Origin of the sequence: Anaeromicropila populeti (assembly GCF_900112775.1) — a bacterium.
GTDB classification, from domain to species: domain Bacteria; phylum Bacillota; class Clostridia; order Lachnospirales; family Lachnospiraceae; genus Anaeromicropila_A; species Anaeromicropila_A populeti.
In genome coordinates this window covers 113,653-126,615 of the sequence record NZ_FOYZ01000008.1, presented here as the reverse complement: position 1 = coordinate 126,615, position 12,963 = coordinate 113,653, and the positions used below count along the sequence as shown (strand labels likewise).

Below are 12,963 nucleotides of genomic sequence, written 5' to 3'. Positions count from 1 at the left end.
ATATGTTTTATCAGACATTAGGTACGCTTTCCACAATATTGGAAAGCTGGCTGCTATATTTTCTTCTGGCTGTTTTTGCAGGCAAAAGGAGAAAAGAATTTTATCTTTATCCCATACTAATTTGTATTGACAGTGCCATTGCCCTAATCTTCAGTCAGGTTATTCATGTGGTGCCGGCAGCTTTTATTGCAGTCATAATGTATGAAATGATGGTAAGTTGTTTGGCATATAAATCGACTATGAAAATAAAAATAGTAATAATTCTGCTGTATAATAGCATGTTATCGGTAATTGATATGATAGTATATTTTGTTGCAGTTACTGCCTTCAATATTGAATTTGACAGATTATATAATGTGAATTTAGTTAATAGTATATTGTCTATTCTGTCAAAATTAATACTGACTGTTTTAGTCATTTATTTCACATACAAAACAAAAAAAGGAATAGAAGAATTATCAGGGAAAAATATGCTTCTTTTTTATGCAGTTTCAGCCTTTACCATTTTATTTCTTACCTTTATGCTGGATTATTCTGTTTCACTTAAACTTTCTTCAGGAAGAGAAGTGCTGTTTTATATTTTATTGTTTAGTATACTTTTTCTAAATGTTTATGTTATTTATTTTTATAAGAATATTCTGGATTATGAAGAAACAAAAAAGAAATTATATGCACTTAAGCAGCAAGTTAGCTTTCAGAATAGAACAGAACAGGAATATAAAATGGCCGCGGTCATTAAGCACGATTGTGAAAAGCATTTACATATCATTACATCCCTGTTAGAAACAGGTGAAATAAATAAACTGAAAGAGTATTTAAAAATAGTTAATAAAGGTATGGACGAATACAATATAGACGTTTACACAAGAAATGCTATTATTGATTCTGTTTTAAGTGAATATCAGGCAATAGCAAGAAAAAAGAATATTGCATTTTATGTAGCAGCAGAAGAAGTGAATCTAGAAGCATTAAATCCCGTATATTTGGGTACCCTTTTTGGAAATATTCTTGCTAATGCCGTCGAAGCGTGTGAAAGGTATTTGAAAATAAAGAATACCTATGGATGTGTAAAAGTGGAAATATATAAAAAAGATAAGGATGTGTTGATTTCCATCACCAATAGTAGTTTGGAGCCAAAAAAAATAAGCAAAAGACATGGACCATTAATAAAAATTGGAAATCATGGAATTGGAATAAAAAGTATAGAAGCTGTGGTTGAAAAAATGAACGGAATATGTACTTTTGGCTATGAAAAAGGAATATTTTCATTTTTGGCAAAAATACCAATAGCAAGAATATAAATGAAAAAATTACATTATTAAACTTAAAAATTACATTTTGGACAAAATAATTTATAAATCAAGTATAGTTCTCTTTGGAGGAAATTCATTATGCTGAAGAAAATATCTGAGAAAATAGCAGATATAATAATTGACAATGGACATAACAAAGAAGATAGGGAAATTTATGTATACGGAATTCAAATTATTTTGTCTACCATGTTTACTTTAAGCATTGTTTACATAATTGCTTTTGCTACTAAACATGTTTTACAGATGTCCTGCTATTTTGCATGCTTTATTCCTTTCAGAAGATGTGCAGGAGGGTATCATGCAAAAAAATTCTGGGGTTGTTGTATTGTAACAGTATTCAGTAGTGTGGCAGGTATCTTTTTAGGTGAATATTTATATTATAGTAAAAGCGAATTATTGGCACCATGCTTTTTAATTTCATTATTAGTAATCTGGATTTATGCACCTGTATCAAATCAAAATCGACAATTGAAAGTATTTGAAATTCCAAAATATAAAAAGCTGACAAAACAGATAGGCATCTTCTATAGTTTGATCATTGTTCTTTTATATAGTTTTAATCTTGGGTATTGGAGTTCATTCATGGTTATGGCAATCATGGTGACAGCAGCAGCACTCATAGTTGGAAACATGGAAAGAAGGAAAATGAATGAAAAAAGCAATTAATTTTTTTGCTGCAATTGTATACTATTTGGCAGTAACTACTCCATGTGCAGGTTTTACAAGATTTCTTTTCTATGAACCTGAGATTCCAAAATGTTTGAAAACCTCAACTACATATCAAAAAGATTAGAGAGGAGAGTACAATTTGTTAATAGCAGGCGTAAAGGAATGGTATGGTAATGATGCTCAAATATTTTTGAAGGTAAGGAATAGGATTGAAGAATCTTTATTAACACAGGGGTTCAATTATTTCTATGGAGGAATGGTATCAAAAAAATCAATTTATGAAGAACATGTGGACAGATTAGGTGAAAGGTTCATGGAAAATTGCATTGAATTTACACTGAACGGAAAAAATGAAGGAATCATTATATCTCCTGAAAGCACATTTCGAGTTTATGATTTTCTAAAAAGAAATAATAAACTGGAAAATAATTCAGGACAGATTTTCTATTCGCAGGAATTTATGAGAAATGAGTCAGAAAAAGATATTCAAAAGGGAAAAACATTTTCTTTCTGGCAGACAGGATATGAAATATATGGTAAACCAGAAATTGAATCAAGTACATTAGCTTTGGTTACGGCATTTAATTGTTTTGCAACTCTTGATTTACCAGATACACTGTTTCGAATATCAGATAAGAGAATTTTGGAAGGAATGATTGATGACTACACTTTGAATGAGAGAAGGGATATATACTATATCATTGACTGTTGTGGTGAAGATGGCGAAAAGTTTTATAATGATTTTGTCGCAAAAGGCGGAAATAAGGCTACTGGCGAAAAAGTAAAGGATTTGTTGGATCTTGAAAAGTATGAGCCAATAACCTTAGAAAAACTGGATGTTATAGCAAATAATAAAAAATCCCATAGTGGAATCGAATTTTTAAGTAAAGTGGCAGATGAATTAAGAAGTGAAGAAAGAAGAGGAAAATATACATTTGTACCTTTTATCGCTAAGAGCTGGGATGCGTGTGACAGTTTGTTGTTTGATGCCAGACTGCCTGAATATAATTATGCTGTGGCAGGTGGAGGAAACCTTCATGCATTTAACGATTCAGACGGGAAGAAAGTATATAAAAGCGGGGCTGGTATTGGCGTGACAAGGCTGGCAGAGTATATTATTGAACATAAAATTATGAGTTAAATAGGAGTAAAAGATGAAAATTATTACTTTGTGTGAAAATAGGTTAGAACCTTGCTTAGGCTTAAAAGCATCCCATGGAGTATCCTATTATATTGAATACAATGACAATAAATATTTGTATGATTTGGGGCAGGATAGTGTTTTTCAAGATAATGCAAATTTTTTGGGAATTGATTTGAATCAGTGCCAGAATGTTATTGTAAGCCATGGACATGTGGATCATGCAGGTGGATTAAGTGAGTTGGATACCGTACTACATCAAAGAACTTTAATAGATAACCATGCTTTCTTAGAACGTTTTCGGTATTCTGGTGAAAAAGAGATGGATATTGGTATAAGCAGAAAGCTTGATAAGTTTAAATCACTGGGACAGGATATCATAGAAAGTTTTGAGATAGAAAAGGGAGTGTGGTGTATTGCTGGGGTTGAGCTTTTAAACCAGTTCTCTCAAATGGAAAAGGGCTTGTACATAAGGGATGAAAATGGATCAGTGATGGAGGATCTTTTTCTTGATGAATTAAATCTAGCTTTTGAAACAGACGATGGCTTAGTGGTAATGTCGGGTTGTTCTCACCGGGGAGTAATTAATGTTTTGCAGCAGGCTCAAAAAGTAACAGGTATCGAGAAGATACATACTTTTGTAGGGGGAATGCACCTGAACTTTGCTTCAGAAGCTGATACAAGGCTGATTTTTGAAGAATTACGTAAGTTTGGAGTGAAAAAATATGTAGTAGGACATTGTACAGGCTGGAAGGCAATTGCAATATTACAGCAGATGTTAGGCGAAGAGGCAGAAATTATTTATAATTATGTTGGTTATGAATTAATCTGTTAGTACTAGGTAAGAGAAAGGATGGAATTAATAAAATGGAATATAAATCACCTTATAAAGGAGTAAATCAAAAAGATATGGTTTGTCTGGCAACAAATGAAAATTCACATGGGTTGTCAGAAAAGATTTATGAAGAAATTTGTAATGATTTAAAGAGTGTTAACAGATATCCGAAGGTAAGTAATGGTGATCTGAAGCAGCTCATTGCCAACAGGCATGGATTAATGGCAGAAAATGTTGTACTTGGTTCTGGTTCAGACGAATTAATATTATATATTGCGCTGAAATATGTAAAACCTGGTGATAATACAATTATGGCAAATCCTAGTTTTTTCAGGTATAAAGATGTAACGGAAATTGCAGGTGGTTCTTGTAAGCTGGTTGATTGCATCAATTTTGAGCATGATTTGGAAACTATGAAAAGCCAGATAGATGATAAAACAAAAATTGTATTTTTGTGTAATCCAAATAACCCAACCGGTACTTTTATGCCAATAGAAAAAATTGAGGATTTTGTTAAGGATGTTTCTCCAGAGATTATGATTGTTGTGGATGAAGCCTATTTTGATTTTGTAGCACCAAGGGAAACTGTTTCAGCTGCCAGTTTACTGGAGAAATACTCTAATATTATTGTATTACGCACTTTTTCTAAATTTTTTGCATTGGCTGGATTAAGAATTGGATATGCTGTAGGTTGTGAAGCGCACATAAAGGGGCTTGATGCAATGCGTTCTCCATATAATGTGAATTCGATTGCACAAGCAGCAGCTCTAAAAGTGTTAGAGCATTTAGATGAGCTTACAAACCAGTTTTATGAGGAAATAAATACGGAGAGGGAGTACTATTACTCCATGTTGGATCAACTTAATATTTCGTACATCCCTTCAAGTGCAAATTTCATTTTTATAAAGTTTGGTAAAGACTGCTTGAAAATGTGTGAACAATTAAAAGATAATGGTATTATTATAAGACCATGTGATATGTTTGGATATCCAGAATATGTAAGAATAACAATAGGAACTCGTGAAGAAAATGAAAAACTATTTGCAGCACTAAAAAATATAATAGAAATGATGCGAAGTTAATATGGTAGAATTAATTTATTTATTATTGATAATTTTCTTTACAATTATTGTATTTGTAAAAGACAAAAACAAATTGAAAATTGTCGGTAAGGGATTTAAACATGTAACATTAAGTTTTACACCTTATGTGTTGGCAATCATCTTGATTGCCAGCATCATACAGGTATGTGTACCGCAAAATATTATTACAAGGTATTTGGGAGAAGATAACCAAATAATAGCACCTGTTATAGCAGCTTTTTTTGGTGCTATATTTGATGGTCCTACAATTGTTGCTTTTGTTTTAGGTGCAAGTCTGCTGGAAAGTGGAGCCAGTATAACAGCTATTATAGCATTTATTTCTTCCTTTTCCATGGTAGGACTAATTGCTTTTCCATTAGAAAAAAAAGAGCTGGGAATTCGGTTTACTTTAGTCAGATTTATAGTTACCGTAGTATTTACAGTAATTATAGGAATTGCCTGTGGAATAATTATGAAAAAAATATAAGGTGAAGCAGAGAGGAAAAACTGCTAAAAACCAGCGGATTTGAGGTAAAATGAAAAAGATAATTAGTTTATTAAAAAGTAATTTGCTGCCCATTATTTCAGTAGCAGCATTTCTTGTTATTTTTATAGTGAGTCCAGAGAAGGGTGAAAAAATAGCAGTCAAATTTAAGGATACCTGCATTGATACAATACCCATTCTGCTTCTAATGTTTGCATTATTAGCATTCATAAAAGTTGCCATGGATTCCGATGTTATAAAAAATACAATTGAAAAAAGTAAAGGTGTAAAAAGTGTACTGTTTGCTTATATGTTTGGTATGTTAGTAAGCGGACCTATTTATCCTGGATATTCTCTGGGGAATATGTTGATAAAAAAAGGAATGCAGGTTCGAGTTGTTGTAATTATGTTAAGTGTATGGGCTACGTTAAAAATTCCTTTACTGCCTTTTGAAGTTAAGGCGCTGGGAATTAAATTGACTGCGGTAAGATGGATTGTTACTGCAATATCAATTTTCTTTATGGCACTATTAAGTGAAAAAATGTTAAAAGTAGTAGATAATAAAGGAGAATGAACAAATGAAACAGGATATTGAGAACATGACAGGCTATTTTGGCGAGTACGGGGGAAGATATGTAGATGAAGCATTAATTCCCGTATTAAAAGAAATTGAAGATTTCTTTAAAAAGTCAATGAAGGATCAAGAATTTTTAAATGAACTGGAGTCTATTCAGAAAAGTTTTATCGGAAGACCAACACCATTGCTTTATGCTGAAAATGCAACTGAGGCATTAGGCGGAGCTAAGATTTATTTGAAATTGGAATGTCTGGCAAACACCGGAGCGCATAAAATCAATAATGCAATTGGACAGGCACTTCTAGCTAAAAAAATGGGAAGAACAAGAATTATTGCAGAAACTGGTGCAGGACAGCATGGTGTTGCAACGGCATGTATCTGTGCAAGATTAGGTCTGGATTGTGAGATTTATATGGGGCAGACGGATATAGAAAGACAGCGTCCCAACGTTTTCTGGATGGAGATGTTTGGAGCAAAGGTGGTTCCTGTTACTTGTGGAACAAAAACACTAACGGATGCGGTGGATGAAGCATTTCGTGTATGGGTTACTCGTACAGAAGATACATATTATCTGATTGGAAGTGCATTAGGACCAGCACCATACCCAGATATGGTAAGAGAGTTCCAGTCTGTAATTGGAAAAGAAGTGAAAAGTCAGTTTAAACAAATAGGAAAAGAATTACCAGATGTTATGATTGCCTGTGTAGGAGGCGGCTCAAATTCTATCGGATTTTTTAGTGAATTTTTAGAGGAAGAAAGTGTTCAGTTGATAGGAGTAGAAGCGGGTGGTACCGGCAGCAGTGTGGGAGAGCATGCAGTCAGAATGACAACAGATCAGTCCTCAGTAAATTGTATTCAAGGATATAAGTCGAAATTTTTACAGGAAAACGGAGAATTACTGCCAACGCATTCTATTAGTGCAGGGCTTGACTATGCAGGAATTGGACCACAGCTGGCGTATCTAGGGGAAAAAGGAAGAATTACTTTTTCCAGTGCAAAAGATACAGAGGTTATAGAGGCTGTGAAATTTTTTGCAAAGCACGAAGGCATTATTCCAGCATTGGAATCTTCTCATGCATTGGCAGAAGCTATTAAGATTGCTCCAACACTTGATCAGTCAAAAAGCATTGTTGTAAATGTATCTGGTCGTGGTGATAAAGATATTTTTATTACTTCAAAAGCAATTGATGAAGGAAAGTGGTTTAATTTCTTAGAAGAAGAGTTAGAGAGACATAAATTAGGACAATAGTAGAGATACTTATTAGGAGCGCAAAATAAAAGAATATGAAATTCAATTAAAATAGTCCCGATGAAGGGACTATTTTTGCGATAAATAATAATTTTGACAATTAAATCAGTAGAAAGGAAGAAAAGTCGAAATATCTTCACAGGATGTTATATATTGAGATATAATATAAGACAAGAGCTGTGATAATATATGTTAGTACAGATTGTTCGTTTTCCAAGCTAACTGTATGGAACAAATGTGTATGTGGAGAGAAATGCTATGAGTAAAATATTGGTGGTAGAAGATGATTTGGATATTAATAAACTGCTTGAGAAAATATTACAGAAGCAAGGATATGAGGTAGTGTGTGCCTTTTCTGGGACGGAGGCGGATTTAAGGCTATCATTGAAATCATTTGATTTAGTATTGTGTGATCTTATGATACCAGGGATTAGTGGCGAAGAACTAATTGGAAGAATACGAAAAGGCAAGTATATTCCGATTATTGCATTAACTGCAAAGCTGGCAATAGATGATAAAGTGAAGGTATTAGAACTTGGAGCCGATGATTATATGACTAAGCCCTTTGAAGTACGGGAACTGTTGGCCAGGGTTAAGGTGCAGATTCGACGAGGCGGGTTATTACAAGAGGAGAATATGAATCGGAAACACTGGGGGGAGGATTCAAATATGCCACTGACTTATCGTGATTTATTTTTATATCAGGAATCCAGAATCGTAGAACTAAGGGGAGAAAAGTTGGATTTAACAGCACACGAATTTGATATTTTAAGAACCATGATGGAAAATCCCCAAAAGGTATTTTCAAAGGATGCCTTATATGAAGCTGTATGGGAGAATGGTTATTATGGGGAAGATAATACGGTCAGTGTGCATATTAGTAATATCCGGAAGAAGATGGGAAGGATTACACAAGATGAATATATTTCTACTGTGTGGGGAATTGGGTATAAATTGAATCTTTAAGCTTTCTTTAAACTTTTTTTAGGACTTATTAAAAGTGCCAAGATATAATGAACCTATCAAAAGAAAGGAAAAAGCACAATGAAAGATATTGTTTTAGAGATGAGTAATATTACGAAGGTATATAATGGTGTAAAGGCCTTAGATCATGTTTCAATTAAGATTAAACGTGGGGAAGTCTATGGATTGGTTGGAAATAATGGAGCTGGTAAGACAACACTGATGCGTCTGATTGCTGGTCAAACTGAGTTACAAGAGGGGACAATAAAGTTATTTGGTGAGACAAATGAAGTAATGATTCGAACATCTAGAAGAAGGATGGGAGTTTTAATTGAAGAACCAGGGTTCTACAAAAATATGACGGCTGCTGAGAATCTGGAGTATTTTAGAATTCAATTTGGGATACCTGGTAAGGAAGTAGTTTCTGAAGTGTTGAAAGAGGTAGGGCTTGAAAATACAGGAAAGAAAAAATATAAGCAGTTTTCCCTTGGTATGAAACAAAGACTAGGTATTGCCTTGGCATTGCTACATACACCAGAACTTTTAATTTTAGATGAACCTATTAACGGACTTGATCCAGCAGGAATTATAGAAGTCAGACAGACATTACTGGAAATTAATAAAAGACGAAATACAACAATTTTAATTGCAAGTCATATTTTAGCCGAAATGGCTAACATCGCAACTACTTACGGATTTCTGAGCAACGGAAAGTTATTAGAAGAAATAACAGCTGCTGAACTAGCGGAAAAATGTAGTGTTTATTTGGATATTATTGTTGATGATCCAAAGTCAATGTGCATTTTACTAGAGAAGGAAATGCATTATAAAAATTTTAAAGTATACCCAAACCAACATATTCATTTGTATGAAGGATTAGAGGAGAGCAATCGAATATGTGAATTAGCAGTATCTAATAAAATAGGTGTTGTTGGAATTGTAAGGCAGGTTGTGAATTTGGAAAATTACTACATGAGTATTGTGGAGGGCTGTTAGGATGATGAATTATATGAAGAGCGAATTTTATCGTACAGTTCGTAACCGCAATTTATTAATTCTGGTTGCTGCATGTACAGGCCTGCTGATTTCAGCAGTATTAGTACTGAATTATTTTAATCAGGTAGAGGCACAGTTCCCATATGGAAATACAAGGTTTGCATTGAGTAATGTTTATATGGACATGGGACTTTTTCTGGCAGTTGCAGTTGTATTCACAGGATTTGTTCACGATAGTGAAGACAAGCAGCATACAATGAAACATTCAGTCGCATTTGGAATAAAAAGGAGCACAATTTTTTTAGGACGATTTTTTTCACAGATAATAGTAGCAACGTTGCTTTATTTTGTGCTTGTAACGTTATTTACTGTAGTAAGCTTTATGCTGTTACCGCATTCTAATCAGGGGGAACTGGGGATATTAATCAGGGTAAGCGCTGGAAGCATTACCTGCTTATTTGCCAGTATTGCAATTGCACATTGTTTTTTAATAGTTTCAGAAAGTGAAATGATGGCTTATTTAAAAGCCTTTAGTATTTTATTTATCATTCCTGATATTTGCAATCTGATAGGGCATAAGGTTGATTTTATAAAAAAGCTGACTGTAATTTTCCCAGTGAATATAATAAATTCTTACAGTCCCCTTGTAACTGGTGAGGGAAATGTAACGATAGAAATTATAAAAAGTTTGTTAATTGGATTAATTTGGGTTATAGTTTTCTTAGTGCTGGGTGTAGCGAAATTTAATAAGAAGGAAGTAAAATAAATGATTATAATCATTATCCTGTTAAGCATTGTCTGTGTCTTTTATATTTTCCGGTTATTGTTGTTAAAAAGAACAATTCGCCAGCTTACCAGTGATTTTAAAGTGTCAAGAAAAAATATCAGGGGAGAGCAGCATGTACAGATGCTTTCCCCTGACAAGGATTTGGAACTGCTGGCAAAAGAATGCAATCTGTATGTAAAAGAATATTTTGAAGAACATTACAGGCATGAAAAAGAAATAAGTTCTATCAGAAATGAGATTACGAATTTATCACATGATTTAAGAACGCCCATTACCTCAATTATGGGCTATATTGATTTGATGGAAGAAGAGAAACTATCTGATGAGCAGGCTGAGAATCTTAAAGTGGTAAAACGTCGTTCAGAGGATTTGAATTCGCTGATTGAACAGTTGTACGATTACGTAAGGCTGGAAAATAGAGATATAATGATACAAATGCAGCGAGTTGATATGTTCAGGACTTTGAGAGAGCATTTATTAAGCTTTTATGATGAATTTGAGCGAAAAGGTATTGAACTAACCATTGATTTTCCAGAAACGGAGGAAGGTGTTTGGATATGGGGAAATACAAATTGCTTGGAACGGGTACTATCCAATATGACCTCAAATATGATTAAGTATAGTGAGGGACAGGCGAAAGTAGCATTGCAGTGTGAAACTGAGCAGGTTAGTGTGACGTACCAATCACCTAGGGGTGATTTAAGTGATTCTGATATTACACAGGTATTTGAACGGTTTTATAAGAAAGATATGGCTCGTGGAGGAACAAGAAGCAGTGGACTTGGACTTACCATTGCCAAGCTTTATGTAGAGCAGATGAACGGAAAAGTCAGTGCATGGGGAGATAAAAAGAATTTATATATCAGGTTTAGTTTTCCAAGAAAGAAGTAAAATTTAAGTAGGGGTATCTTGCATTTAAACGTAGGATGTTGTATACTAAAGATGACACTAGAGGTAGACTATTTAGGAGGTCAAAGGTAGGATGTTATATAGGAGAGCAAAAGAATTGGTGCCAACGCCTATTGAGCATTGTATGGGCGGAGAAGGCACTGTGATGATGGAAAGACTTTTGGAAGGACCAGAGGAAATGCTGGGAAAGGGACGTGCATATGTACGTCATACTTTGCAGCCAGGAGTCAGTATTGGGAAACATAAGCATGAACATGAAATGGAAAGCATGGTAATCATTTCGGGTAAAGCAACACATATTATTAATGGGGAGGCACAACTGTTAAGTGCTGGAGACATTATTGTTGCCTATCCTCAGGATACACATCAGATTGCATGCCATGGAGAGGAGCCGTTAGTGCTGATTGCACAGGTACTTTATGAATAATGATGGAGGCAGAAAATGAACGAAAAAAAGATTTGTGCTGATATTTTGAAACAGTTTCCTGAAGTGAATCCTGTGGTTGTGGATACAGCACTGGCAGAAGAGGTAAAGAAAAGTAAGAAAAAGATTATTGTTTTAGATGATGATCCAACAGGAGTTCAAACAATACATGATATTTCTGTATACACAGACTGGAGCAAAGAAAGTATCAGAAAGGGATTTATGGAGAAGAGTAAAATGTTCTTTATTTTGACTAACTCCAGAGGTTTTACGGTAGAACAGACAACTAAGGCACACATAGAGATTGCAGAAACTATTGATGAGACAGCAGGTGAATTTCAGCAGGAGTATATGATTGTCAGCCGTGGGGACTCTACTCTCAGGGGACATTACCCATTGGAAACCCAGTTGATACGTGATGTGATTGCCCAAAGAAAGGGATGGGGGGTAGACGGAGAGATTTTGTGCCCTTATTTTAAAGAAGGAGGCCGCTTTACGGCAGGGAATGTTCATTATGTAAAATATGGAGAGGAACTGGTGCCAGCGGGGCAGACTGAATTTGCAAAAGACGAGACTTTTGGATATCATTCAAATAATCTTTGTGAATATGTGGAAGAAAAGACAGGGGGAGAATACAAAGTAGAAGATTGCATTTGTATTTCTTTAGAGAGTCTTCGGGCAATGGATTTCGATGGAATTGAAAAGCAGCTGCTTGAAGTAAGGGACTTTAAGAAAATTATTGTAAATGCAATTGATAATTATGATGTAAAAGTATTTTGCACTGCGTTGTACCGCGCCATGGCAAAGGGGCGTCATTTTATGATACGTTGTGCAGCTGCGCTGGTGAAGGCGATTGCGGATATTTCAGATAAACCTTTATTATGTCGTGAGGAAATGGTTACAATAAGGAATCAGGCTGGTGGTGTGATTGTGGTGGGCAGTCATACAAAAAAGACTACGTCACAGCTAGAGGAATTGAAAAAATTGGATAAGATAGAATTTATTGAGATGAATTCAGATCTGGTTTTGGAACCAGGTGAATTGGAAAAGGAAGTCGAAAGGATTCTGGTACGGGAAGAGGAGTTGATTTCACAAGGAAAATCAGTTTGTATTTTCACCAAAAGAGCACTTCTTACAGTTGAAGAGGATACTCCAGAAGAAGCACTGCTCCGTTCTGTGCGTATTAGTGATGCCGTTCAAAGCTGTGTGGGAAGATTAAAAGTGACGCCAGCGTTTGTGGTTGCAAAGGGTGGTATTACGTCCAGTGATGTTGGAACGAAAGCACTGAAGGTAAGGTGTGCCAAGGTATTAGGACAAGTACAGCCTGGAATTCCAGTATGGCAGACGGGAGAGGAAAGTCTTTTTCCTGGTACACCATATGTGATTTTCCCAGGTAATGTTGGAGAAGTGGATACACTACGCAAAGTAGTTGAAACTTTGCTTGTATAGAGATAGTTTTGTATCGTTTGTTGAAATATTGAAAGTTACGATTTGTACAGTAACTAGCAAAAATATTGGATGTTTTAAGTACTGC

At 34.8% G+C, this 12,963-nt stretch carries 15 protein-coding genes; all 15 read left to right on the top strand.

The features are described from left to right. Positions 1-2 precede the first annotated feature (2 nt). A complete protein-coding gene (locus BM305_RS11370; protein WP_092560892.1) occupies positions 3-1,301 on the top strand; it encodes a sensor histidine kinase in 1,299 nt (432 codons plus the stop codon). A 90-nt stretch (positions 1,302-1,391) separates the two neighbouring features. Continuing rightward, positions 1,392-1,979, top strand: a complete 588-nt coding sequence (locus BM305_RS11365; protein WP_092560890.1) for an accessory gene regulator B family protein — start codon at positions 1,392-1,394, stop codon at positions 1,977-1,979. Beyond that, positions 1,963-2,106 (top strand): cyclic lactone autoinducer peptide, encoded by a 144-nt coding sequence (locus BM305_RS19125; RefSeq protein WP_177214696.1) that lies wholly within the window; start codon positions 1,963-1,965, stop codon positions 2,104-2,106. Before BM305_RS11365 ends, BM305_RS19125 begins: the two co-directional genes overlap by 17 nt. Positions 2,107-2,121: 15 nt before the next feature. After that, a complete protein-coding gene (locus BM305_RS11360) occupies positions 2,122-3,123 on the top strand; it encodes an ATP phosphoribosyltransferase regulatory subunit (protein WP_092560888.1) in 1,002 nt (333 codons plus the stop codon). Positions 3,124-3,136: 13 nt separating this feature from the next. Next, positions 3,137-3,958, top strand: a complete 822-nt coding sequence (locus BM305_RS11355; RefSeq protein WP_092560886.1) for an MBL fold metallo-hydrolase — start codon at positions 3,137-3,139, stop codon at positions 3,956-3,958. A 32-nt stretch (positions 3,959-3,990) separates the two neighbouring features. Next, positions 3,991-5,040 (top strand): histidinol-phosphate transaminase, encoded by a 1,050-nt coding sequence (gene hisC / locus BM305_RS11350; protein WP_092560884.1) that lies wholly within the window; start codon positions 3,991-3,993, stop codon positions 5,038-5,040. A 1-nt stretch (position 5,041) separates the two neighbouring features. Next, a complete protein-coding gene (locus tag BM305_RS11345) occupies positions 5,042-5,527 on the top strand; it encodes a permease (protein ID WP_092560882.1) in 486 nt (161 codons plus the stop codon). Positions 5,528-5,576: 49 nt separating this feature from the next. Beyond that, positions 5,577-6,098: a permease gene (locus tag BM305_RS11340; protein ID WP_092560881.1), complete on the top strand. Its 522-nt coding sequence runs from the start codon at positions 5,577-5,579 to the stop codon at positions 6,096-6,098. 4 nt (positions 6,099-6,102) lie between these two features. Continuing rightward, positions 6,103-7,350, top strand: a complete 1,248-nt coding sequence (gene trpB / locus BM305_RS11335; RefSeq protein WP_092560879.1) for a tryptophan synthase subunit beta — start codon at positions 6,103-6,105, stop codon at positions 7,348-7,350. A 258-nt stretch (positions 7,351-7,608) separates the two neighbouring features. Further along, on the top strand, positions 7,609-8,316 hold the full coding sequence (locus BM305_RS11330; protein ID WP_092560877.1) for a response regulator transcription factor: 708 nt from the start codon (positions 7,609-7,611) through the stop codon (positions 8,314-8,316). A 78-nt stretch (positions 8,317-8,394) separates the two neighbouring features. Beyond that, positions 8,395-9,309: an ABC transporter ATP-binding protein gene (locus tag BM305_RS11325; RefSeq protein ID WP_092560875.1), complete on the top strand. Its 915-nt coding sequence runs from the start codon at positions 8,395-8,397 to the stop codon at positions 9,307-9,309. 1 nt (position 9,310) lies between these two features. Continuing rightward, complete coding sequence (locus tag BM305_RS11320; RefSeq protein WP_092560873.1) at positions 9,311-10,075, top strand: ABC transporter permease subunit; 765 nt, start codon at positions 9,311-9,313, stop codon at positions 10,073-10,075. Next, complete coding sequence (locus BM305_RS11315) at positions 10,076-10,987, top strand: sensor histidine kinase (protein WP_092560871.1); 912 nt, start codon at positions 10,076-10,078, stop codon at positions 10,985-10,987. A gap of 91 nt (positions 10,988-11,078) precedes the next feature. Then, the gene (locus BM305_RS11310; protein WP_092560869.1) at positions 11,079-11,432 is read left to right on the top strand and encodes a cupin domain-containing protein; all 354 of its coding nucleotides are present in this window, start codon (positions 11,079-11,081) and stop codon (positions 11,430-11,432) included. Between the two features lie 15 nt (positions 11,433-11,447). Next, positions 11,448-12,878 carry a four-carbon acid sugar kinase family protein gene (locus tag BM305_RS11305; protein WP_092560867.1) on the top strand — a complete coding sequence of 477 codons (1,431 nt, stop codon included), beginning with the start codon at positions 11,448-11,450 and terminating at the stop codon, positions 12,876-12,878. The last annotated feature ends 85 nt before the right edge of the window (positions 12,879-12,963 follow it).

Bases quoted from the DNA above. Each gene is read 5' to 3' on its own strand.
- BM305_RS11370 (WP_092560892.1), top strand. From the start codon at position 3: ATGTTTTATCAGACATTAGGTACGCTTTCCACAATATTGGAAAGCTGG.
- BM305_RS11365 (WP_092560890.1), top strand. From the start codon at position 1,392: ATGCTGAAGAAAATATCTGAGAAAATAGCAGATATAATAATTGACAAT.
- BM305_RS19125 (WP_177214696.1), top strand. From the start codon at position 1,963: ATGAAAAAAGCAATTAATTTTTTTGCTGCAATTGTATACTATTTGGCA.
- BM305_RS11355 (WP_092560886.1), top strand. From the start codon at position 3,137: ATGAAAATTATTACTTTGTGTGAAAATAGGTTAGAACCTTGCTTAGGC.
- hisC (WP_092560884.1), top strand. From the start codon at position 3,991: ATGGAATATAAATCACCTTATAAAGGAGTAAATCAAAAAGATATGGTT.
- BM305_RS11345 (WP_092560882.1), top strand. From the start codon at position 5,042: ATGGTAGAATTAATTTATTTATTATTGATAATTTTCTTTACAATTATT.
- BM305_RS11340 (WP_092560881.1), top strand. From the start codon at position 5,577: ATGAAAAAGATAATTAGTTTATTAAAAAGTAATTTGCTGCCCATTATT.
- trpB (WP_092560879.1), top strand. From the start codon at position 6,103: ATGAAACAGGATATTGAGAACATGACAGGCTATTTTGGCGAGTACGGG.
- BM305_RS11330 (WP_092560877.1), top strand. From the start codon at position 7,609: ATGAGTAAAATATTGGTGGTAGAAGATGATTTGGATATTAATAAACTG.
- BM305_RS11325 (WP_092560875.1), top strand. From the start codon at position 8,395: ATGAAAGATATTGTTTTAGAGATGAGTAATATTACGAAGGTATATAAT.
- BM305_RS11320 (WP_092560873.1), top strand. From the start codon at position 9,311: ATGATGAATTATATGAAGAGCGAATTTTATCGTACAGTTCGTAACCGC.
- BM305_RS11315 (WP_092560871.1), top strand. From the start codon at position 10,076: ATGATTATAATCATTATCCTGTTAAGCATTGTCTGTGTCTTTTATATT.
- BM305_RS11310 (WP_092560869.1), top strand. From the start codon at position 11,079: ATGTTATATAGGAGAGCAAAAGAATTGGTGCCAACGCCTATTGAGCAT.
- BM305_RS11305 (WP_092560867.1), top strand. From the start codon at position 11,448: ATGAACGAAAAAAAGATTTGTGCTGATATTTTGAAACAGTTTCCTGAA.